The organism is Streptomyces sp. NPDC004134 (assembly GCF_042874195.1).
Classification (GTDB): domain Bacteria; phylum Actinomycetota; class Actinomycetes; order Streptomycetales; family Streptomycetaceae; genus Streptomyces.
Genome location: NZ_JBIAMS010000018.1, coordinates 96,388 through 118,601, shown reverse-complemented (window position 1 = coordinate 118,601; position 22,214 = coordinate 96,388). Strand labels below are relative to the sequence as shown.

Here is a 22,214-nt window from a genome sequence, read left to right as displayed (position 1 = left end):
CACCGGTCCCAAGCGCCCCGCGGCTCGCTCTGCGGTGGTGCTCCCCGGCAGGAGCCCGCATTTGCGTTCCGTCCGGGGCTTTTTTGTGCCCGCGTCGGATGGTCGGCAGACAGAACGTGACGCGGTTGCCCGCCAGGCAGTCGCGTGGTGGAAATGAGGAGGCCACATCAGCGCCGAGCCCCGCATCAACGACCGGATTCGCGTCCCCGAGGTGCGACTTGTCGGCCCCAGCGGCGAGCAGGTGGGCATCGTCCCGCTCGCCAAGGCTCTGGAGCTTGCCCAGGAGTACGACCTCGACCTGGTCGAGGTGGCGGCCAACGCCCGTCCTCCGGTGTGCAAGCTGATGGACTACGGGAAGTTCAAGTACGAGTCGGCCATGAAGGCCCGTGAGGCGCGCAAGAACCAGGCGCACACGGTCATCAAGGAGATGAAGCTCCGGCCGAAGATCGACCCGCACGACTACGACACCAAGAAGGGTCACGTCGAGCGGTTTCTCAAGCAGGGTGACAAGGTCAAGATCACGATCATGTTCCGCGGTCGTGAGCAGTCCCGTCCCGAGCTGGGCCGGCGGCTGCTGCAGCGGCTCGCGGAGGACGTGCAGGAGCTGGGCTTCGTGGAGTCCACCCCCAAGCAGGACGGCCGCAACATGATCATGGTCCTCGGTCCGCACAAGAAGAAGACCGAGGCGATGGCCGAAGCCCGGGAGGCCCAGGCCGCCCGCAAGGCGGAGCGCAGGGGCGACGACACCGCTCCGGCGGAGCGCGCCGAGGCCTGATCGCGGACCCGGCCCCGGGTCCGGAGACGTAGGACGAAAGTCAGTCTGACGCTTTCGCATGCCCTTTTACGGGTGGTGGGAGGCGCCGAAGACGAGGAGTGAACGGCGAGATGCCGAAGAACAAGACCCACAGTGGTTCCAAGAAGCGCTTCCGCGTGACCGGCTCCGGCAAGGTGCTGCGTCAGCGTGCCAACCGGCGCCACTACCTGGAGCACAAGCCGTCGACTCTGACCCGGCGCCTCGCCGGCACGGTCGAACTGTCCAAGGCCGACGCCAAGAAGGTCAAGAAGCTTCTCGGCAGGTGAGTCGCCGCCCTGCACCGGCAGGGCGCAGGACGACTCAAGAGACCGGGACCCAGCCGTTCCGGGTCGCGCAGCCGACGCGACCCAGCCCCAAGGAGTGAACAAGTGGCACGCGTCAAGCGGGCAATCAACGCCCAGAAGAAGCGCCGGGCGATCCTCGAGCAGGCCAGCGGTTACCGTGGCCAGCGCTCCCGCCTCTACCGCAAGGCGAAGGAGCAGGTCACCCACTCCCTCGTCTACAACTACAACGACCGCAAGAAGCGCAAGGGCGACTTCCGGCAGCTCTGGATCCAGCGGATCAACGCCGCTGCCCGCGCCAACGGCATCACCTACAACCGCTTCATCCAGGGCCTGAAGGCCGCGGGCGTCGAGGTGGACCGCAAGATGCTGGCCGAGCTGGCCGTGAACGACGCCGGCGCCTTCGCCGCGCTCGTCGAGGTGGCGCAGAAGGCGCTGCCCAGCGACGTCAACGCGCCGAAGTCCGCCGCCTGAGCCACCGCGCTCGCACGGCACGTACCAAGGACCCGCAGGCCCCCCGGCCTGCGGGTTCCGTCTTCAGCGCGGGCACTTCCCGCCGTCCGCACCGCAGTACGAAAGGTCTCCCCGCCGCCCATGGGCACCCCCGAGCCGATCTCGCCGCGCTCCGCCCGCGTCACCGCCGCCCGCAAGCTGCTCAGGCGCGCCGGGCGGGCCAAGGAGCGCAGGTTCCTCGCCGAGGGGCCGCAGGCCGTGCGGGAGGCGGTGGCGTACGGGGCCGGAGCGGCCGGCGGCGCCGGTCCTGCGCTGGTCGAGCTGTTCGTCACCGCGGAGGCCGCCGAGCGGCACGCGGAGATCGTCGCGGCGGCCCGTGACGCGGGGGTGCGCGTGCACAGCGCCGCCGGGGAGGTCGTCGCCGGGCTCTCGCAGACCGTGACGCCGCAGGGTCTCGTGGGCGTCTGCCGGTTCCTCGACGTGCCCCTCGCCGACGTCGTCGCCGCCCGCCCCCGGCTGGTGGCCGTCCTGGCGCACGTCCGCGACCCCGGCAACGCCGGCACCGTGCTGCGCTGCGCCGACGCCGCGGGGGCCGACGCCGTGGTGCTGACCGACGCCTCCGTGGACCCGTACAACCCCAAGGCCGTACGGGCCTCCGCCGGCAGCCTCTTCCACCTGCCCGTCGTCACCGGCGTGCCCGCCGAGCGGGCCGCCGCAGAACTGCGCGCCGCCGGCGTCCGGCTGCTGGCCGCGGACGGTGCGGGGGAGCGGGACCTCGACGACGAGCTGGACGACGGCGGGCTCGCCGCCCCCACCGGCTGGATCTTCGGCAACGAAGCGTGGGGGCTGCCCGCGGAGACCAGGGCGCTCGCCGACGCCGTCGTCCGGGTGCCGATCCACGGCCGCGCCGAGAGCCTGAACCTCGCCACCGCCGCCGCCGTGTGCCTCTACGCCTCGGCCCGGGCGCACCGCCCGATCGGCGGGTGCCGTGCCGTCAGCTCCGCCCGGTAAGGTGACCGCTCTAGGTCCGCGAGTCGACCGTGCGGGCAGGCCAACGCCCGGTCTGCGGGAGGGGGTTCATGGGGTGGAGAGTGCAGATGACGGGCCCGAGGCCAAGGGCCTCGGCTGTGCGCCCGACGATCTGCCGGACGGCCTCGTCGTGGCCGACGAGCGGGGCATCGTGGTGCGCTTCAACGCCGCCGCCGCGCGGATCACCGCCCTGGCGCCGGCCGCCGTCCTCGGCCGCCCGCTGACCGAGGCGCTGCCCCTGGAGGACCTGAAGGGCCGCCGCTGGTGGCGGCTGACGGACCCGTACGGCGGCCTGGCCATCCGCACCGGGCACCCCGAGCGCAACCTGCTGCTGCCGGGCAACCGCGAGGTGCTGGTCGCCGCCCGCTACGTACGCGACGGGCGCACGGGCCCGGTGCGCAAGCTGGTCGTCACCCTGCGCGGCACGGAGGCCCGGCGGCGCAGCGAGCGCAGTCACGCGGAGCTGATCGCCACCGTCGCGCACGAGCTGCGCTCGCCGCTGACCTCCGTGAAGGGCTTCACCGCCACGCTGCTGGCGAAGTGGGAGCGGTTCACCGACGACCAGAAGCGGCTGATGCTGGAGACCGTGCACGCCGACGCCAACCGCGTCACCCGGCTCATCGCCGAGCTGCTGGACATCTCCCGGATCGACTCCGGCCGGCTCGAAGTGCGCAAGCAGCGGGTCGACGTGGTCGCCGCGGTGCACCGGCACGTGGAGGCGCAGACCACCGCGGGCCAGGACCCGGCGCGGTTCCGCACGCTGGTGCCGGGGGAGCTGCCCGACCTGTGGGCCGACCCGGACAAGGTCGACCAGGTGCTGGGCAACCTGCTGGAAAATGCCGTGCGGCACGGCGAGGGACTTGTCACCATCGAGGTGGCACCCGCCACCCTCAACCACGGCAGGGAAGGCACCCAGGTCACCGTGAGCGACGAAGGCCCCGGCATCCCAGAGGAGTCGATGAGCCGCGTCTTCACCCGCTTCTGGCGGGGCAGCAAGCGCGGCGGCACCGGCCTGGGGCTGTACATCGTCAAGGGCATCGTGGAGGCCCACGGCGGGATCATCACGGTCGGCCGCGCGCCCGGCGGCGGCGCCCGCTTCCGATTTACCCTGCCCGTCGGCGCCCCGGCCCACCTCGCCTGAGCAGCGGCCGCCCGCCCACGGGCTTCACCTACGGGCTCCACCCACGGGCTCTGGCCTGCTCGCCCGCCCTCCGGGCGGACGACGGAGTCTGCGAGACAGGCCCTAGACTCGACCCCCGGCCCCTCGGCGACCTCGCTCGCCGACACGCCGCGGCCGCCGGGTCGGGGCGCAGCCAGCCAATCGGAAGTACGGGAAGAGATGTCGGCACCGAACAAGTCGTACGACCCTGTCGAGGTCGAGGCACTGAAACCGGAAGAGATCGACCGGGTGCGCGACGAGGCGCTGGCCGCCATCGCCGCGGCCGGCGACCTCGCAGAGCTCCGCGAGGTGAAGATCGCCCACGCCGGCGACCGCTCCCCGCTGGCGCTGGCCAACCGCGAGATCGGCGCCCTGCCGCCGCACGCCAAGGCGGACGCGGGCAAGCGCGTCGGCCGGGCCCGCGGCGAGGTCGGCCAGGCGCTCAAGCGGCGGCAGGAGGAGCTGGAGGCGGAGCGCGACGCCCGGGTGCTGGTCGAGGAGGCGGTGGACGTCACGCTGCCGTACGACCGCACGCCCGCCGGCGCCCGGCACCCGCTGACCACGCTCTCCGAGCGCATCGAGGACATCTTCACGGCGATGAGCTGGGAGGTGGCCGAGGGCCCCGAGGTCGAGGCGGAGTGGTTCAACTTCGACGCGCTCAACATCGCGCCCGACCACCCCGCGCGCAGCGAGCAGGACACCTTCTTCGTACGCGGCCCGCAGGGCGGCGCCGCGGAGCGGCAGGGCGACGACGAGTCCGGCGTCGTGCTGCGTACCCACACCTCGCCCGTGCAGATCCGCACCATGCTCGACCGCGAGCCGCCCGTCTACGTGATCTGCCCCGGCCGCGTCTACCGCACCGACGAGCTGGACGCCACCCACACCCCCGTCTTCATGCAGGTCGAGGGGCTGGCCGTGGACGAGGGCCTGACGATGGCCGACCTCAAGGGCACCCTCGACCACATGGTCTCCTCGCTCTTCGGCGAGGGCATGCGGACCCGGCTGCGCCCGGACCACTTCCCGTTCACCGAGCCGTCCGCCGAGATGGACATGGTCTGCTTCGTCTGCCGCGGCGAGTCCGTCGGCAACCCGGACCGGCCCTGCCGCACCTGCGGCTCCGAGGGCTGGATCGAGCTGGGCGGCTGCGGCATGGTCAACCCGAAGGTGCTGGTCGCCTGCGGCATCGACCCGGAGCGCTACAGCGGGTTCGCGTTCGGCTTCGGGATCGAGCGGATGTTGATGTTCCGCCACAACGTCGAGGACATGCGAGACATGGTCGAGGGTGACGTGCGCTTCACCAGGCCGTTCGGGATGGAGATCTGATGCGAGTCCCGCTTTCGTGGCTGCGGGAGTACGTCGACCTGCCGGCCGGCGAGACCGGCCGCGCCGTCCAGGCCCGGCTGATCAGCGCCGGCCTGGAGGTCGAGACCGTCGAGCGGCTCGGCGCGGGCCTGACGGGCCCGCTGGTCGTCGGCCGGGTGCTGGCGATCGAGGAGCTGACGGAGTTCAAGAAGCCGATCCGCTACTGCCAGGTCGACGTCGGCCGGGCCAACGGGACCGGCGAGCCGCAGAACATCATCTGCGGCGCGAGCAACTTCGCCGTCGGCGACAAGGTCGTCGTCATCCTGCCCGGCGGCGAGCTGCCCGGCGGCTTCAAGATCGGCGCCCGCAAGACGTACGGCAAGGTCTCCGAGGGCATGATCTGCTCGGTGCGCGAGCTGGACATCGGCGACGACCACGACGGCATCCTCGTGCTGCCGCCGGAGTACGAGCCGGGCACCGACGCGGTCGAGCTGCTGGAGCTGAACGACGAGGTCCTGGACATCGCCGTCAACCCCGACCGCGGCTACGCGCTGTCGCTGCGCGGCGTCGCCCGCGAGACCGCCATCGCCTACGGCCTGCCGCTGCGCGACCCGGCGCTGCTCGACGTGCCCCCGCCGAACGACTACGGCTACCAGGTCAAGGTCGACGACCTGCGCGGCTGCGACCGGTTCACCGCCCGCGTCGTCACCGGCGTCGACCCCGAGGCCCGCTCGCCGATCTGGCTGCAGCGCCGGCTGCAGAAGGCCGGCATGCGCCCGATCTCGCTCGCCGTGGACGTCACCAACTACGTGATGCTGGAGATCGGCCAGCCGCTGCACGCCTACGACCGCGACCGGCTCGACGGCCCCCTCGGCGTCCGCCGCGCGGCCCCCGGCGAGAAGCTCACCACCCTCGACGGCGTCGAGAGGACCCTCGATCCCGAGGACCTGCTGATCACCGACGACCGCGGCCCGATCGGGCTGGCCGGGGTGATGGGCGGCGCCGACACCGAGATCGCCGAGGCCGAGGTACGCGACCACCTGCTCGGCACCGTGGCGGGCACCACCGACATCGTCATCGAGGCCGCGCACTTCGACCCCGTCTCCATCGCCCGCACCTCGCGCCGCCACCGCCTCACCTCCGAGGCGTCGCGCCGCTTCGAGCGCGGCGTCGACCCGGAGGCGGGCCCGGCCGCGGCGCAGCGCACCGTGGACCTGCTGGTGCTGCTCGCCGGCGGCTCCGCAGAGGCGGGCGTGACCGTGGTCACCGCGCCCCGCGGCCCGCGTACCGTGCGGATGAAGGCCGACCACCCGGACCTGGTGGCGGGCGTGACGTACGGGCGCGAGACCGTGGTGCGCCGGCTCCAGGAGGTCGGCTGCGATGTCTACGGCGCCGACGAGCTGACCGTCACCGTGCCGACCTGGCGCCCCGACCTGGGCTCGCCGAACGACCTCGCCGAGGAGGTCATCCGGCTCGAAGGCTACGAGAACCTGCCCTCCACGCTGCCCAGGCCGCCCGCGGGCCGCGGTCTGACCGGCCGGCAGCGGCTGCACCGCAGGGCCGGCCGGGCGCTGGCCGGCGCCGGCTACGTCGAGGTGCTGAACTACCCGTTCCTGGGCGAGGCGGCGCTCGACGCCCTCGGCCTGGAGCCCGACGACGCCCGCCGCCGTACGGTCACCCTCGTCAACCCGCTGAGCGACGAGGAGCCGGCGCTGCGCACCACGCTGCTGCCCGGGCTGCTCGCCGCCCTGCGCCGCAACCACGGCCGCGGCGCCGCGGACCTGGCGCTCTTCGAGACCGGCCTGGTCTTCCGGCCCTCCGGCTACGAGACCGCGCCCGTGCGGCTGCCCGTCGACCGGCGGCCCACCGGCGAGGAGATCGCCGGGCTCGACGCCGCCCTGCCCAAGCAGCCGCGCCGCGCCGCCGTCGTCCTCGCCGGCGCCCGCGAGCAGGCCGGCTGGTGGGGCCAGGGCCGCCCGGCGGACTGGGCGGACGCGGTGGAGGCGGCCCGTACCGTGGCCCGGGAGGCGGGCGTGGAGCTGACGACCGAGTCCGACCGGCACGCGCCGTGGCACCCCGGCAGGTGCGCCGCGCTGTTCGCGGTCGTGGACGGCGAGCGGCGGGTCGTCGGCCACGCCGGCGAGCTGCACCCGCGGGTGGTCAAGGCGCTGCAGGTGCCGGAGCGCACCTGCGCGATGGAGGTCTCGCTCGACCTGCTGGAGATCGCCGGCGGCGAGCCGCTGCAGGCGCCGCGGATCTCCACGTACCCGGTGGCGACGCAGGACGTGGCGCTGGTCGTGGCCGCGGACGTGCCGGCGGCGAAGGTCGCCGGGGCGCTGCGCGCCGGGGCCGGGGAGCTGCTGGAGTCGGTGCGGCTGTTCGACGTCTTCACCGGCGAGCAGGTGGGCGAGGGCCGCAAGTCGCTCGCCTACGCGCTGCGCTTCCGCGCCCCCGACCGCACGCTGACCGCGGAGGAGGCGGGCGCCGCCCGGGACGCCGCGGTGGCCAGGGCCGCCGAGGAGGCGGGCGCGGTGCTGCGCGGGGCGTGAGCCCGCACGACGGTACGGGGCCGGCCGCGGGCCCCGTACCGTGCCGGACCCGACGCCTCAGTAGGCGTAGAACCCGGCGCCCGTCTTCCGGCCCAGCCGCCCGGCCTCGACCATCCGCGCCAGCAGCGGCGGCGTCCCGTACGTCGGCTCCTTGTACTCGGCGTACATCGAGTCGGCCACGGAGGCGATGACGTCGAGGCCGATGAGGTCCGAGAGCTTCAGCGGGCCCATCGGGTGGGCGCAGCCCAGCTCCATCCCGTTGTCGATGTCCTCGCGCGTCGCGATGCCCGACTCGAACATCCGCACCGCGGAGAGCAGATACGGGATCAGCAGCGCGTTGACGACGAACCCGGAGCGGTCCTGGGCCCGGATGGAGTGCTTGCCCAGTACGTCGCGGGCCAGCGCCTCGGTCCGCTTGAGGGTCTCGTCGCTGGTCGTCAGCGCCGGGATCAGCTCGACGAGGCGCTGCACGGGCGCGGGGTTGAAGAAGTGCATCCCGATGACCTGCTCCGGCCGCGTGGTGGCGATGGCGAGCTTGATCAGCGGGATGGACGAGGTGTTGGAGGCGAGGACGGCGTCCTGGCGGGTGACGACCTGATCGAGGATCTGGAAGATTTCGGTCTTGACCTGTTCGTTTTCCACCACCGCCTCGATCACGAGATCGCTCTCCGCAAGCTCTCCGAGATCGGTCGTGAAGCTCAGCGCGTCCAGTGCCTCGTCCCGCTCCACCTCGGTGATCTTGCCGCGCTCCGCGGCCTTGGCGAGCGAGTTGGTGACGCGCGTACGGCCCAGTTCGAGGGCGTCACCGGTGGTCTCGGCGACGACGACCTGAAGGCCGGAGCGGGCACACACCTCGGCGATGCCCGAGCCCATCTGGCCGGATCCGACCACTCCGACGCGTTCGATGTCGGTCAATGTCTCTCCTCGTCCCTCGTCCTGCCGTGTGGGCAACCCTTTCGGACCCCTGACGTTACCCGCGTAGCGCATGGCTCTTGTCCCCGGGTGAGGCAGGACGCGAGGATGTGCCGCAACTGACGAGTGGTTCAGACCACTTGGCTCAGTCGGATTCTTGTTCTCGGCGATTCGGAGGATCCAGATGGGGAGCAGCACTCCCGGCAGACCGCACCACCTCAGCCGGCGCCGGTTCGGCGCCGCGGCGGTGGGTGCCCTGTCCGCGGTGACCGTGGCGGGCGACGCGATCGCGGCCCCGGCCGGAGCGGCGGGGCGCGGCCACGGCCGCCCGGCCGGGCAGATGCGCGGCTCGTGGGTGGCGACGGTGGCGAACATCGACTGGCCGGTCAAGCAGGGCCTGAGCGCGGCCGAACAGCAGCGTCAGTTGCTGGCCCGGCTCGACGAGGCGGCGGACCGGCGGATGAACACCGTCGTCTTCCAGGCGCGGCCGACGGCCGACGCGATGTGGCCGTCGCCGCACGAGCCGTGGTCGGAGTGGCTCTCCGGGACCCAGGGCGTCGACCCTGGCTGGGATCCGCTCGGCTTCGCCGTCCGCGAGGCCCACCGGCGCGGTCTCGAACTGCACGCCTGGTTCAACCCCTACCGGGTGCGCAACGACGCGCTCGCGGAGAAGCTGGTGCCGGAGCACCCGGCGAACCGGCACCCCGAATGGGTCGTACCGTACGGCGGCAAGATCTACTACGACCCGGGGGTGCCGGAGGTCCGCCGCTTCGTCCAGCGCTGCATCCTCGACGCCGTACGCCGCTACGACATCGACGCCGTGCACTTCGACGACTACTTCTACCCGTATCCGGTCGCGGGTCAGGAGTTCGCCGACGAGGAGACGTACCGGAAGTACGGCGGCGCCTTCGCGGACAAGGCCGACTGGCGGCGCAACAACGTCGACCTGCTGGTCGCGGAGCTGGGCCGGGCCATCAAGCGGACGAAGCGCCACGTGCAGTTCGGCGTCAGCCCGTTCGCGGTCTGGCGGAACGCGGCCACCGACCCCGAGGGCTCCGACACCCAGGCGGGCACGCAGACGTACGACAACCTCTACGCCGACACCCGCAAGTGGGTGCGCGAGCGCTGGATCGACTACATCGTCCCGCAGGTGTACTGGAACATCGGCTTCGCGGTCGCCGACTACGCCAAGATCGTGCCCTGGTGGAACGACGTGGTCGCGGGCACCGGCGTCAACCTCTACATCGGCGAGGCGCTGTACAAGGTCGGCGCCGCGGGCCAGCCCGCGGCCTGGTTCGACCCGGCTGAGCTCTCCCGTCACCTGACGTTCTGCCAGGGCTACCCGGAGGTCCAGGGGAACATGTACTTCTCCGCGAAACTGCTGCCCCAGGACCCGCTGGGCGCGGTCAGCAGGCTCGTCGCCGACCACTACCGCGAGCCGGCCAGGCCGCCGCGCTGCTGACGGCGCGCCCGCCGGCCCCCGTCGTCCCGGCCGCACCGCCACCCGCGGCCGCGGACGTCAGCCCTGCCCGGACTCCCGGTCCCGATGCCGGACCACGGAGTCCGGGCCGGGTGACACCAGCGCCTCGTGGCCGTCGTCGAACCGCACCCGGTAGGGCGGTGCGCCGGCCGCGCCCATGACTTCGACGATCTCCGCGGTCCGGTCCTCCTGGCCGACGACGCGGCCGTGCACACACAGCTTGTCGCCCACTTCAGCCTGCATGGGGTCGACCTCCTGTCCGGAACGTCCCCGAATGACGGGGTCCGTGACCGCCAGTTTAGGGTCGTGCGCCGCGCTTGGCTCCCGGAGAATTCCGGTGTACGGGCCATGCACCGCGTGCCAGGCTCTGCCCATGGCTCACGTACCCGCTCCGTACGAGGTCTCCTCCGACCCCGCCCGGCTCGACCGCGCGCTCGTCCACCACTGGCTGTCCACCGACGCGTACTGGGCGCTCGGCCGCAGCCGCGCGCAGCAGGACACCGCGATCGACCACTCCCTGAACTTCGGCGTCTACGCTCCGGAGGCGCCCGCCGCCGGCGGTGGCCCCGGCGGCGCGGGCGGGCAGGTCGCGTACGCCCGCGTCGTCACCGACCGCGCCACCTTCGCCTGGCTCTGCGACGTCTACGTGGCCCGCGAAATCCGCGGCGCAGGCGTCGGCAGCGGCCTGGTCGCCGCGGTCCGCGACCACCTCGCGCCGTACCGGCTGCGCCGCGTCCTGCTGGCGACCGGCGACGCCCACGGGGTCTACGCGAGGCTCGGCTTCGAGCCACTGGCGGAACCGACCCAGTGGATGGCTCTGGGCAGAGCCTGACGGCGCTCCTACCATCGCCGCATGAACGTTCGTCTCACGCTGCTCGCCGCGGCCCGCAACTCCTCGCGGCTCGCGGAGCGCTTCGACGACGACCGGCCGCTGGACGCGGCCGGCTGGGTGGCGGCCGAGCGCGCCGTTCCGGTGTTCTCCCCGCTGGCCGCCGCCGAGTTGCGGTACTGCTCGCCCACGCAGCGCTCCCGCGAGACCGGCCGGGTGCTCGGCCTCGCGCCGCTGGCCCAACTCGCGCTCCGGGACTGCGACATGGGCCGGTGGCGGGGGCGCACGCTGGAGGAGGTGATGATGACGGAGCCGCGCGACGTGGACGCCTGGCTGGCGGATCCGCACGCCGCGCCGCACGGCGGCGAGCCGCTGATCGCCTTCATCCAGCGGATAGGCGGCTGGCTGGACACCCGTCCGGTGGACGACGGCACCCACGTGCTCGCCGTCACCGAGCCCTCGATCATCCGCGCCGCGCTGGTCTACGCGCTGAAGGCGCCGCCCGCCGCGTACTGGCACATCGACGTGATGCCGCTGTCGGCGATCAGCCTGACGGGGCGTCCCGGGCGGTGGAGCCTGCACGTCGACAGTTGGGCCTGAGCGCCGCTGCGAGTGGACTGCGGGGCGCGGCGGGCGGATGATGTCGGGGCCATTGCCAACTCCCTACGGGTAGGTAAGTCTACTGCCTGGTAGGTAGCCGCAGTACCGGGTGCGAGGAGCGAGACGCGATGAGCTCGTACGACGTGATCGTGATCGGTTCCGGCTTCGGCGGCTCGGTGGCCGCCCTGCGCCTGACCGAGAAGGGCTACAAGGTCGGCGTGCTGGAGGCGGGCCGCAGATTCGCCCGCGAGCAACTCCCCAAGAACTCCTGGCGGCTGCGCGACTACCTCTGGGCCCCCGCCCTCGGCCTCTACGGCATCCAGCGCATCCACCTGCTCAGCAACGTCATGGTGCTCGCCGGCGCCGGCGTGGGCGGCGGCTCCCTCAACTACGCCAACACCCTCTACGTGCCCCCGCCCGCCTTCTTCCGCGACCGGCAGTGGGGCCACATCACCGACTGGCAGGAGGAGTTGGCCCCGTACTACGACCAGGCGAAGCGGATGCTCGGGGTCCGGGAGAACCCGACGACCACCGAGGCGGACACGTACCTGAAGACCACCGCCGAGCGCATGGGCGCGGGCGACTCCTACCGGCTCACCCCCGTCGGCGTCTTCTACGGCGACGGGCGCGACGCCGGCGGCGAGACCACGGCGGCTCCCGGCGAGACCGTGCCGGACCCGTACTTCGGCGGCGCGGGCCCGGAGCGCGCCGCGTGCCTGCAGTGCGGCTCGTGCATGACCGGCTGCCGCTACGGCGCGAAGAACACCCTGACGGAGAACTACCTCTACCTCGCCGAGCGGCGCGGCGCCGTCATCCACCCGCTGACCACCGTCGTCGACGTGCACGAGGCCGCCGGCGGCGGCTACGAGGTGACCACGGTGGCGACGAACAAGCGCCGCCGCGGCAAGCGGCAGGTGCTGAGCTGCGACCACGTGGTGGTCGCGGCGGGCACGTACGGCACCCAGACCCTGCTGCACCGCATGAAGACCGGCGGCCGGCTGCCCGGGCTCTCCCCGCGCCTCGGCGAGCTGACCCGCACCAACTCCGAAGCCCTGGTCGGCGCGGTGACCTTCCCGCGCACGTACCGCAAGAAGCGCGGCACGGGTGAGCCGGACTTCACCAAGGGGGTGGCCATCACCTCCTCGATCCACCCCAACGACACCACGCACATCGAGAACGTGCGCTACGGCAAGGGCTCCAACGCGATGGCGCTGCTGTGCGTCCCGCAGTTCAAGCCCGACGGGAAGCTGCCCAAGGCGCTGCGGGTGCTGGGCGCGTATCTGCGGCACCCGGTGCTGGTGGCGCGGACGGCCACGACGTACCGGTGGTCCGAGCGGACGATCATCGGGCTCGTCATGCAGACCCACGACAACTCGCTGACCACGTACCTGAAGGACAAGGGCCTCGGGAAGGGCCTGCTCACGGCCCGGCAGGGCCACGGGGCGCCGAACCCGGTGCACCTCCCGGAGGGTGCGGAGGCGGCGCGGCTGCTCGCGGAGCAGATCGGCGGGCAGCCGGGCACGAACCTCGGCGAGCTGATGGGCAAGCCGCTGACGGCGCACTTCCTGGGCGGCTGCCCCATCGGGGAGGACGCGGAGCACGGCGTCATCGACCCGTACCACCGGCTGTACGGCCACCCGGGGATCTCGGTGGTGGACGGCTCGGCGGTCTCCGCGAACCTCGGCGTGAACCCGTCGCTGACGATCACGGCGCAGGCGGAGCGGGCGATGGCGCTGTGGCCGAACAAGGGCGAGGAGGACCCCCGCCCCGCCCAGAACGACCCCTACACCCGCCTCCGCCCGGTGCCCCCGCGCGAGCCGGCGGTGCCGGCGGGCGCGTTCGGCGCCCTGTTGCTGCCGATCCCCGAGGTCCCGCCCAAGGGCTGACCGGCCGCACGGACCACGTAGGACACGCTCTCAGAAGTCCGGGTGAGGCACAGGGGCGAGACCGCGCAGGCCGGCCCAGCGGGAGGAGCGGAGGAGCGCGGCAGCCCGTTCCATCGTCACCTGGTCGACGGTGGCGACCGTCTTGTTGCCCGTGCCCAGCTCCTTGGCCGTGATGTGGGCGATGTTGTTGAGATCGCAGTCGGCCGTCACCTCGATCTGCGGTACGCCGCGGGGAGCGGGTGGCAGGGCGAGTTCGAGGACCGCAAGGGTCCGGTTGCGCGCCGGGTCCTCCCGCTCGCCCTCCACGACGTGGAGCACCACCGCGCTCTGGTTGTCCGTGTGTGTGGTGAACATCTCGGAGCGCTTCGTGGGGATCGTCGTGTTCCGCTCGATCACTTTCGCCGTGGTTCCCTCGTTGGTTTCGACGCCGATCGAGTGGGGGGTTACATCGAGGAGCAACACGTCCTTCACGTCCCCGGTCATGATGCCCGCCTGAAGAGCGGCGCCCTTGGCGGCAGCCCCGGGGGGCAGGCCCCGGTAGGGCTCACGGCCTTCCGTGAGCCGGTGGATCAGGTCGCCCACCGCGGGCATCCGGGCGGCGCCGCCCGTCAGGACGACCCGGTCGATGTCGGTGGCCGTGCGGTCCGCGTCGGCGAGGACGCGTTCGACGGGCGTGCGGCAGCGTTCCAGCAGATCCCGGGTGAGCGCCTCGAACTCCTCGCGGGTCAGCTCCTCTTCGAGGTGGACGGGGCCGTCCGGTCCGGTGGCGAGGTGGGGCAGCCGGAGGGTCGTGGTGCGCACCGCCGACAGCTCGATTCTCGCGGCCTCGGCCGCCTCGCGGAGCCGCTCGGCCGCGGCGACGTCGCCGGTGAGATCCACGCCGTGCCGCAGCCGTACGCGGTCGGTCAGGAGCTCGACGATCCGCCGGTCCCAGTCGTCGCCGCCGAGCCGGCTGTCGCCGGCGCTGGCCCAGGCCACCACGGTGCCGTCGCCGAGGTCGACGAGGGAGACGTCGAGGGTGCCCGCCCCGAGGTCGAAGACCAGGACGGTGCAGTCGTCCCGGTACAGGCCGTAGGCCATTGCCACCGCCGAGGGCTCGTTGATCAGCCGCATGACGGGGAGCCCGGCCCGTTCGCCGGCCCGGAGCAGCGCGGCCCGCTGATCGCGGCGGAAGCCGGCGGGCACCGCCAGTACCGCGGCGGTGAGCGGCCGGCCGAGGTGGGCCTCAGCGTCCTCGCGCAGGCGGGCGAGGATCAGCCCGGCGACGTCCTCGGCGGTCAGCCGGACGTCGCCCCGCGTGACATGCCAGCCGGTACCCAGCTCCAGCTTGGCGGCGCGGGGGGCGTAGCCGGGGTTGGTGAGGGTCTGCCGCTCGGCGGCTATACCGACGAGGACGTCCCCCTCGGCGGTGAGGGTCACCAGGCTGGGAGTGGTATGCGCGCCCTGGGCGTTGGGGATCGGCCGGACCCTGCCGGCTTCCAGGACGGCCACGGCCGAGTTTCTCGTGCCGAGGTCGATGCCGACGACGGCCGGACGCGCCGCGTCCGGTTCGCCGTCCGGCGGCGCCGTGGCCTCGGCGGCTTCGGTGTAAGGGGCGGTCGGGGGCGTGGCGTGCCGCTGGATGAGGGTGGTGACGGCATCCGGCCAGGGGGAGGCGCCGGGGAAGTCGTCCGCCGGCTCCCAGTGCGCGCCGATCCGCTCCAGCAACCCTGTGAGCGTGGGCCGTTCACGGGGATTCTTCGCCAGGCACGCGTCGACCAGTTCGCGCAGCGGACCCGTGAGCCCGTCCAGCCGTGGCCGCCCGCTGACCACCCGGTTAAGCACCGCCAGTGGCGGACCCTCCCCGAAGGGCCCGGCCCCCGTCGCGGCGAAGGCGATCACCGCCCCGAGCGCGAACACATCGCCGGCCGGGCCGACTTCGCCGCCTTCGGCCTGCTCGGGCGCCATGAAGCCCACCGTCCCCGCCACCAGACCGGTCGCCGTCAGTGCGGTGTCCTCCAGCGTCCGCGCGATTCCGAAATCGATCACCCGCGGCCCGTCGGCGGCCACCAGCACGTTCGACGGCTTCAGATCCCGGTGCACTACCCCCGCCGCGTGAACGGCCTGCAACGCCTCCACGAGCCCCGCCGCCAGCCGCCACACCGCTCCTTCGGGTAGCGGTCCCGCCACACCGACCGCTTCCGCCAGATCGGGCCCCGGAACGTAGACGGTCGCGATCCACGGCAGGTCGTCCTCCGGCCCGGCGGCCAGCACCGGAGCCGTGAACGCTCCGCCCACCGCCCGCGCCGCCGCCACCTCCCGCGCGAACCGCCGCCGGAACTCCCCCTGCCGTGCCAGATGCGGATGCACCACCTTCACCGCCGCCGCCCGCCCGCCCGGCGACCGGCCCAGGAACACCTCGCCCATCCCGCCGGCACCCAGCCGGCCCCGCAACCCGAACCCGCCCACCTTCTCCGGGTCCCCGGCCCTCAGCGGCTCCACCCCGGCCCCCTTCCGCACCCGGCACTCACGGCCCGGCGCCCACGTCCGGCGCCCCCACGCAGGTTACGTTCCCCCGGCTCTCGCCGTGGCCGGCCGCGGAAGCGCACCCAAGGGCAGACCGGGAACTCTGCGTTCTGCAGCGGTCTGCGGACCGTAGAAGCACTCGGTCTCCATCCGGCGGACGGGGTGCGGCGGATATTCTTTGCATAGCTCTGCCGTCATCCGTATAGTCATGCTGTGACGAGGAGGAGCGGATGACCGTGCGGGTGGCAGTGGCCGGGGCCAGCGGGTACGTGGGCGGGGAACTGCTGCGGGTGTTGCTGGGGCATCCCGGGGTCGAGGTCGGGGCCCTCACCGCCCACGCCAACGCCGGGCGGCCCCTCGGCGACATACAGCCGCACCTCGCGCCCCTCGCCGGCCGGGAGCTGGCCGGGACCGCGCCCGGCGTGCTCGCCGGGCACGACGTCGTGTTCCTCGCGCTGCCGCACGGGCAGTCCGCCGCCGTGGCGGCGGAGCTCGGCGACGACGTGCTCGTCGTCGACTGCGGCGCCGACCACCGGCTCGCCGACGCCGCCGACTGGGAGCGGTTCTACGGCACGCCGCACGCCGGCACCTGGCCGTACGGGCTGCCCGAGCTGCCCGGGCACCGCGAAGCGCTCCACGGGGTCCGGCGCATCGCGGTGCCCGGGTGCTACCCGACCGCCGTCTCCCTCGGCCTCTTCCCCGCGTACGCCGCCGGGCTCGCCGAGCCGGAGGCCGTCATCGTCGCCGCCTCCGGCACCTCCGGCGCCGGCAAGGCACTCAAGCCGCACCTGCTGGCCAGCGAGGTGATGGGCTCCATGAGCCCGTACGGCGTCGGCGGCGGGCACCGGCACACGCCGGAGATCGGCCAGAACCTCAGCGCCGTCGCGGGCGAGCCGGTCACGGTCTCCTTCACCCCGACCCTCGCCCCGATGCCCCGCGGCATCCTCGCCACCAGCACGGCGCGCGCCCGCCCCGGCACCACGGCGGAGGCGGTGCGCGCCGCGTACGAGAAGGCGTACCAGGGCGAGCCGTTCGTCCGGCTGCTGCCGCCCGGGCAGTGGCCCGCCACCGGCGCCGTCACCGGCTCCAACACCGCGCTGCTCCAGGTCGCGTACGACGAGAGCGCCCGGCGCATCATCGCGGTCAGCGCCATCGACAACCTCACCAAGGGCACCGCCGGCGGCGCGGTGCAGAGCATGAACATCGCCCTCGGACTCCCCGAGGAGCTGGGGCTTTCTACGACAGGAGTGGCACCTTGAGCGTCACGGCAGCCAAAGGGTTCACGGCGGCGGGCATCGCCGCCGGGATCAAGGAGAACGGCAACCCGGACCTGGCCCTCGTGGTCAACGAGGGGCCGCGCCGCGCCGCCGCCGGCGTCTTCACCGCCAACCGCGTCAAGGCCGCCCCGGTCGTCTGGTCCGAGCAGGTGCTCAAGGGCGGCGAGGTGTCCGCGGTGATCCTCAACTCCGGCGGCGCCAACGCCTGCACCGGACCCCGCGGCTTCCAGGACACCCACGCCACCGCCGAGCGCGTCGCCGAGGTGCTCGGCCACAGCGCCGCGGAGGTCGCCGTGGCCTCCACCGGGCTGATCGGCACGCTGCTGCCGATGGACAAGCTGCTGCCCGGCGTCGGCCTGGCCGCCGCGGAGCTGTCCGCGCACGGCGGTGAGAAGGCCGCCATCGCCATCAAGACCACGGACACCGTGCACAAGACCGCCGTCGTCACCGCGGGCGGCGACGACGGCGCGGCCTGGACCGTGGGCGGCATGGCCAAGGGCGCCGGCATGCTCGCGCCCGGTCTTGCGACCATGCTCGTCGTCCTCACCACCGACGCCGACGTGCCCGCCGCCGATCTCGACGCCGCGCTGCGCGCCGCGACCCGTACCACCTTCGACCGCGTCGACTCCGACGGCGCCATGTCCACCAACGACACCGTGCTGCTGCTGGCCTCCGGCGCCAGCGGGGTCCGGCCGGCGCAGGCGGAGTTCGCCGAGGCGGTACGGGCCGTCTGCGACAGCCTCGGCCGGCAGCTCATCGCCGACGCCGAGGGCGCCAGCAAGGAGATCAAGGTCGAGGTCGTGGGGGCCGCCGGCGAGGACGACGCCGTGGAGGTCGGCCGCTCCATCGCCCGCAACAACCTCCTCAAGTGCGCCATCCATGGCGAGGACCCCAACTGGGGCCGGGTGCTGGCCGCGATCGGCACCACCTCCGCCGCCTTCGAGCCGGACCGGCTGAACGTCGCGATCAACGGCGTGTGGGTGTGCAAGAACGGCTCGTTCGGCGAGGACCGCGACCTGGTCGACATGCGCTACCGCGAGGTCCACATCGTGGCGGACCTCGCCGCGGGCGACGCGGAAGCCGTGATCTGGACCAACGACCTGACCGCCGACTACGTCCACGAGAACAGCGCGTACAGCTCATGACGACGACCCCCGCGGCCCCCGCCGCACCCGCCACCGAGGCGGCACCCGCCACCCCCACGCGCAAGCACACCGCTCTGCCCAAGGCCCGCACCCTCATCGAGGCGCTGCCCTGGCTGACCCGCCACCACGGCAAGGTCGTGGTGGTCAAGTTCGGCGGCAACGCCATGGTCGACGACGACCTCAAGCGCGCCTTCGCCCAGGACGTCGTCTTCCTGCGGCATGCCGGGCTGCGCCCCGTCGTCGTACACGGCGGCGGCCCGCAGATCAGCGCGCAGCTCGACCGGCACGGCCTGGCCAGCGAGTTCCGCGCCGGGCTGCGGGTGACGACGCCGGAGGCCATGGCCGTCGTACGGATGGTGCTCGCCGGGCAGGTGCAGCGCGAGCTGGTCGGGCTGCTCAACGAGCACGGCCCCTTCGCCGTCGGCCTGACCGGCGAGGACGCGCACACCATCACCGCCACCCGGCACCGCCCGCTGGTCGACGGCGAGCCGGTCGACATCGGCCGGGTCGGCGAGGTCACCGGAATCGACACCGGAGCGATAGAGGCGCTGCTCGCGGACGGCCGCATCCCGGTCGTCTCCTCCGTCGCCCGCTCCGCCGACGAGTCCGACGCGGCCGGCGAGGTCTTCAACGTCAACGCCGACACCGCCGCCGCCGCGCTGGCCGCCGCGCTCGGCGCGGAGACCCTGATGGTCCTCACCGACGTCGAGGGCCTGTACGAGAACTGGCCGGACAGCGACGAGGTCATCAGCCGGCTCACCGCGGGCGAGCTGGAGCGGCTGCTGCCCGACCTGGCCAGCGGCATGGTCCCGAAGATGGAGGGCTGCCTGTACGCGGTGCGCCACGGCGTGCACACCGCGCGGGTCATCGACGGCCGGGTGCCGCACTCCATCCTGCTGGAGATCTTCACGGACGAGGGCATCGGCACGATGGTCGTGCCGGACGCGGAAGGGTCTGCGACATGAGCGGCACGGACGTCGGCACGAGCAGTGGCGTGAGCGGCAACGCGGAGCTGACGGAGCGCTGGCAGGGCGCGCTGATGGACAACTACGGCACCCCCCGCCTGCCCCTCGTCCGCGGCTCGGGCGCGAAGCTGTGGGACGCCGACGGCAACGAGTACCTGGACTTCGTCGGCGGCATCGCCGTCACCTCCCTCGGCACCGCCCACCCCGCGGTCGTCGAGGCGGTCTCGAAGCAGATCGCCACGCTCGGGCACGTCTCCAACCTGTACGTCGCCGAGCCTCCGGTGGCGCTCGCCGAGCGGCTGCTGGAACTCGCCGGCCGGCCCGGCCGGGTGTTCTTCGCCAACTCCGGCGCGGAGGCGGTGGAGGCCGCGTTCAAGATCGGCCGGCTGACGGGCCGTACGCACATGGTGGCCACCGAGGGCGGCTTCCACGGCCGCACCATGGGCGCCCTGGCGCTGACCGGCCAGCCCGGCAAGCAGGAAGGCTTCGGCCCGCTGCCCGGCGAGGTCACGCACGTGCCGTACGGGGACGCGGAGGCGCTGCGCGCCGCGGTGACCGGGGAGACCGCGCTCGTGATCATCGAGCCGGTGCAGGGGGAGAACGGCGTCGTCGTACCGCCTGACGGCTATCTCGCCGCCGCCCGCGAGATCACGAGGGCCGCCGGCGCGCTGCTGGTGCTGGACGAGGTGCAGACGGGGATCGGGCGTACGGGCCACTGGTTCGCCGCGCAGGCGCAGGGCGTGGAGGCGGACGTCGTCACCCTCGCCAAGGGCCTCGGCGGCGGCCTGCCGATCGGCGCGACGCTGGCCTTCGGCCCCGCCGCCGGCCTCTTCACCCCCGGAAGGCACGGCTCCACCTTCGGCGGCAACCCGGTCGCCTGCGCCGCCGCGCTGGCGGTGCTGGACGTGATCGCGGCCGACGGGCTGCTGGCGCAGGTCAAGCGGGTGGGGGAGCGGCTGCGGGACGGAATCGGCCGACTCGAACACCCGCTTGTCGACCATGTGCGAGGCGCGGGCCTGCTGCTCGGTATGGTGCTCACCGAGGCCGTCGCGCCGCAGGTGCAACAGACGGCCCAGGCAGCGGGATTCCTGGTCAACGCGGTGGCGCCGGACGTGATCCGGCTCGCCCCGCCGCTGATCCTCGGTGAGGCGGAGGCGGACGCCCTGCTTGCCGCCTTGCCGGCCGTGCTCGACGCGGCGGGTCCCGCAGCCTAGCCCCGACGAGCCGGAGAGTGACATGTCCGAGGAGCACAACGGTCCCGCCGTGCCGCACACGCGCACGGCACGCCACCGCAGGATCGTCGACATCCTGAACCGGCAGCCGGTCCGCTCGCAGAGCCAACTGGCCAAGCTCCTCGCCGACGACGGCCTGACGGTGACGCAGGCGACTCTCTCCCGGGACCTGGACGAACTGGGCGCGGTCAAGATCCGCAACACGGGCGGCGAGCTGATCTACGCGGTCCCCTCGGAGGGCGGCTTCCGCACCCCGCAGGTGCCGCTGGGCGAGTCGGCGAAGGAGGAGCGGATGGCGCGGCTCGCCGGCGAACTGCTGATCTCCGCGGAGGCGTCGGCGAACATCGTGGTGCTCCGCACGCCGCCGGGTGCGGCGCAGTTCCTGGCCTCGGCGATCGACGCGGCGGAGCTGACGCCGATCCTCGGCACGATCGCGGGGGACGACACCCTGATGGTGATCAGCCGCGACCCCTCGGGCGGCCAGTCCCTCGCCGACCACCTCCTGAAACTCGCCGAACGCGAACGGTGACCCCGCGGGTGGCGGGGCGGAGTTCCGTGCCGTCCGTGCCGGTGGCGCGGACGCCGGGCGCGCGGCCTGGAGGGGGTGAGGAATCCCGCCGTCCGGGAGTGCCCGTACGCCTCCGGCCTGCGACCGCCGGTGCCCGGAACGGGGACCGGGCCGACTGCGGCCTGCGTTTCCTCCGGTTGTTCCTGGGCAGTCGCAGGCGGACCGAGGAGGAGGTCGACGATGCAGGCGGCAAGCCCGGCAGCGCGGACGCGCAGGACGATGCGCAAGGCGGCGGACAGTCAGGCGGTGGGGTGGGGCGCACGGGCCGGGTTCACCGGCCGCGGGTATCGCGGTGGCGGGCGGGGTGCTTGCGGTGCGCGCCGCGATGCGCTCGTACCGCAAGCACCTTCGCACGTCCCGGATGTCCCGGACCACCAGGCGCCTCGTCGACGTGGCCGGGGTCACGGGCGGTATGGCGCGTGGCCTGGTCGTGGGTGCCATCGGAGTCTTCGTCACCCGGGCCGCGCTGCGGTACGACCCGAAGGAGGCCAAGGGGGTCGACGCGGCGTTGAAGTCGTTCGCGGACACCGCGGCGGGGCCGTGGCTGCTGGTCGTCGTTGCCGCGGGCCTGGTGCTCTTCGCCCTCTTCTCCTTCGCCTGTGCCCGCTGGCGCCGGGTCTGAGGTGAACGTGAGGACGACCGTGCGACGTGACCGACGAGGAGAGGACGACCAGGATGCCGGCGATGGACGTGTACCTTCAGGCGCTCAACTCCCTGCTGGACGAGTCGGACGACTCCCAGGCGAGCATCGCGGTCACCCTGCACCTGAGCGGTGGCGTCCTGCACGGGCACATGATCAGCCACCGTGCCTGGCGTGAGGCATGGCTGGACCAGATCCACGCGTCCGACCCCGCGGTCGCCGCGTTCCTCGACACCGCGCTGGCCGTGGTGCCCACCGACGCCGACGATCCCGATCCGTCGAGGGAGCCCTATCTCCACCTCCGTGACGTCACCTACCACCACGGCACGGATAACGCGGAGGCGTCCCTGTGGCGCGGTCCGATGTCCGCGGTCTCCGGCTGGTCCCTGACGCAGCCGCGCCTGTGACAGGCGGCCGGCCCGCGGCGGAGGAGTGGACAGCGAAGGGGGTGGGGGGTGGGCGCGGGGCCCCCCCCCCCCCGGCGCCCCCCCCCCCCCCCGGGCCCGCGAAAACCTGGTCAGCTGGGCCGCGAGTTTTGGGGGGGGGGGGGCGGGGGCCCGCTGGGCGACGGGGTGCGGATCGGGGGGC

At 73.2% G+C, this 22,214-nt stretch carries 20 protein-coding genes and 1 pseudogene; 18 read left to right on the top strand and 3 right to left on the bottom strand.

The features are described 5' to 3' along the window. Positions 1 to 166: 166 nt before the first annotated feature. From infC to pheT, 7 genes are all read left to right on the top strand, one after another. Entirely contained in the window at positions 167 to 775 is a 609-nt protein-coding gene (infC, locus tag ACFYVJ_RS22610) for a translation initiation factor IF-3 (RefSeq protein ID WP_388894287.1), read from the top strand. Positions 776 to 885: 110 nt separating this feature from the next. Next, positions 886 to 1,080 carry a 50S ribosomal protein L35 gene (gene rpmI, locus ACFYVJ_RS22605; protein ID WP_018852864.1) on the top strand — a complete coding sequence of 65 codons (195 nt, stop codon included), beginning with the start codon at positions 886 to 888 and terminating at the stop codon, positions 1,078 to 1,080. A 102-nt stretch (positions 1,081 to 1,182) separates the two neighbouring features. After that, positions 1,183 to 1,569 carry a 50S ribosomal protein L20 gene (rplT, locus tag ACFYVJ_RS22600; protein ID WP_018836831.1) on the top strand — a complete coding sequence of 129 codons (387 nt, stop codon included), beginning with the start codon at positions 1,183 to 1,185 and terminating at the stop codon, positions 1,567 to 1,569. Between the two features lie 120 nt (positions 1,570 to 1,689). Next, complete coding sequence (locus tag ACFYVJ_RS22595) at positions 1,690 to 2,559, top strand: TrmH family RNA methyltransferase (protein WP_388894134.1); 870 nt, start codon at positions 1,690 to 1,692, stop codon at positions 2,557 to 2,559. 73 nt (positions 2,560 to 2,632) lie between these two features. Next, the gene (locus tag ACFYVJ_RS22590; RefSeq protein ID WP_388894131.1) at positions 2,633 to 3,718 is read left to right on the top strand and encodes a sensor histidine kinase; all 1,086 of its coding nucleotides are present in this window, start codon (positions 2,633 to 2,635) and stop codon (positions 3,716 to 3,718) included. Between the two features lie 198 nt (positions 3,719 to 3,916). After that, positions 3,917 to 5,059, top strand: coding sequence for a phenylalanine--tRNA ligase subunit alpha (gene pheS, locus ACFYVJ_RS22585; protein ID WP_388894128.1), 1,143 nt, complete (start codon positions 3,917 to 3,919; stop codon positions 5,057 to 5,059). Continuing rightward, the gene (gene pheT, locus ACFYVJ_RS22580; RefSeq protein WP_388894125.1) at positions 5,059 to 7,587 is read left to right on the top strand and encodes a phenylalanine--tRNA ligase subunit beta; all 2,529 of its coding nucleotides are present in this window, start codon (positions 5,059 to 5,061) and stop codon (positions 7,585 to 7,587) included. The genes pheS and pheT overlap by 1 nt, the downstream gene beginning before the upstream one ends. Before the next feature lie 57 nt (positions 7,588 to 7,644). Here the strand turns inward: pheT and ACFYVJ_RS22575 are convergent, their stop codons facing one another. Continuing rightward, a complete protein-coding gene (locus ACFYVJ_RS22575) occupies positions 7,645 to 8,502 on the bottom strand; it encodes a 3-hydroxybutyryl-CoA dehydrogenase (protein WP_388894122.1) in 858 nt (285 codons plus the stop codon). Between the two features lie 244 nt (positions 8,503 to 8,746). Between ACFYVJ_RS22575 and ACFYVJ_RS22570 the strand changes: the two genes are divergently transcribed. Beyond that, on the top strand, positions 8,747 to 9,961 hold the full coding sequence (locus tag ACFYVJ_RS22570; protein ID WP_388894284.1) for a glycoside hydrolase family 10 protein: 1,215 nt from the start codon (positions 8,747 to 8,749) through the stop codon (positions 9,959 to 9,961). A gap of 57 nt (positions 9,962 to 10,018) precedes the next feature. On the opposite strand, the gene ACFYVJ_RS22565 is transcribed toward ACFYVJ_RS22570, so the two are convergent. Next, positions 10,019 to 10,222 carry a DUF1918 domain-containing protein gene (locus ACFYVJ_RS22565; RefSeq protein WP_037750937.1) on the bottom strand — a complete coding sequence of 68 codons (204 nt, stop codon included), beginning with the start codon at positions 10,220 to 10,222 and terminating at the stop codon, positions 10,019 to 10,021. Positions 10,223 to 10,352: 130 nt separating this feature from the next. Between ACFYVJ_RS22565 and ACFYVJ_RS22560 the strand changes: the two genes are divergently transcribed. From ACFYVJ_RS22560 to ACFYVJ_RS22550, 3 genes are all read left to right on the top strand, one after another. Next, positions 10,353 to 10,811: a GNAT family N-acetyltransferase gene (locus tag ACFYVJ_RS22560; protein ID WP_388894119.1), complete on the top strand. Its 459-nt coding sequence runs from the start codon at positions 10,353 to 10,355 to the stop codon at positions 10,809 to 10,811. A 21-nt stretch (positions 10,812 to 10,832) separates the two neighbouring features. After that, positions 10,833 to 11,408, top strand: coding sequence for a histidine phosphatase family protein (locus tag ACFYVJ_RS22555; protein WP_388894116.1), 576 nt, complete (start codon positions 10,833 to 10,835; stop codon positions 11,406 to 11,408). Positions 11,409 to 11,536: 128 nt separating this feature from the next. Continuing rightward, the gene (locus ACFYVJ_RS22550) at positions 11,537 to 13,294 is read left to right on the top strand and encodes a GMC oxidoreductase (RefSeq protein WP_388894113.1); all 1,758 of its coding nucleotides are present in this window, start codon (positions 11,537 to 11,539) and stop codon (positions 13,292 to 13,294) included. 30 nt (positions 13,295 to 13,324) lie between these two features. On the opposite strand, the gene ACFYVJ_RS22545 is transcribed toward ACFYVJ_RS22550, so the two are convergent. Further along, positions 13,325 to 15,775: an Hsp70 family protein gene (locus tag ACFYVJ_RS22545; RefSeq protein WP_388894111.1), complete on the bottom strand. Its 2,451-nt coding sequence runs from the start codon at positions 15,773 to 15,775 to the stop codon at positions 13,325 to 13,327. A gap of 254 nt (positions 15,776 to 16,029) precedes the next feature. Here ACFYVJ_RS22545 and argC point away from each other — a divergent pair, with 254 nt between their 5' ends. From argC to ACFYVJ_RS22510, 7 genes and pseudogenes are all read left to right on the top strand, one after another. Continuing rightward, complete coding sequence (gene argC / locus ACFYVJ_RS22540) at positions 16,030 to 17,058, top strand: N-acetyl-gamma-glutamyl-phosphate reductase (protein WP_388894108.1); 1,029 nt, start codon at positions 16,030 to 16,032, stop codon at positions 17,056 to 17,058. Next, the gene (gene argJ, locus ACFYVJ_RS22535) at positions 17,055 to 18,221 is read left to right on the top strand and encodes a bifunctional glutamate N-acetyltransferase/amino-acid acetyltransferase ArgJ (protein WP_388894105.1); all 1,167 of its coding nucleotides are present in this window, start codon (positions 17,055 to 17,057) and stop codon (positions 18,219 to 18,221) included. The genes argC and argJ overlap by 4 nt, the downstream gene beginning before the upstream one ends. Further along, positions 18,218 to 19,186, top strand: a complete 969-nt coding sequence (gene argB, locus ACFYVJ_RS22530; protein WP_388894102.1) for an acetylglutamate kinase — start codon at positions 18,218 to 18,220, stop codon at positions 19,184 to 19,186. Before argJ ends, argB begins: the two co-directional genes overlap by 4 nt. Then, the gene (locus tag ACFYVJ_RS22525) at positions 19,183 to 20,400 is read left to right on the top strand and encodes an acetylornithine transaminase (protein WP_388894099.1); all 1,218 of its coding nucleotides are present in this window, start codon (positions 19,183 to 19,185) and stop codon (positions 20,398 to 20,400) included. Before argB ends, ACFYVJ_RS22525 begins: the two co-directional genes overlap by 4 nt. A gap of 22 nt (positions 20,401 to 20,422) precedes the next feature. Next, positions 20,423 to 20,947, top strand: coding sequence for an arginine repressor (locus tag ACFYVJ_RS22520; RefSeq protein WP_101425469.1), 525 nt, complete (start codon positions 20,423 to 20,425; stop codon positions 20,945 to 20,947). A gap of 313 nt (positions 20,948 to 21,260) precedes the next feature. Then, positions 21,261 to 21,608: pseudogene (locus tag ACFYVJ_RS22515) on the top strand (DUF1206 domain-containing protein); the annotation flags it as partial. 26 nt (positions 21,609 to 21,634) lie between these two features. Beyond that, on the top strand, positions 21,635 to 22,033 hold the full coding sequence (locus ACFYVJ_RS22510) for a hypothetical protein (protein ID WP_388894095.1): 399 nt from the start codon (positions 21,635 to 21,637) through the stop codon (positions 22,031 to 22,033). The last annotated feature ends 181 nt before the right edge of the window (positions 22,034 to 22,214 follow it).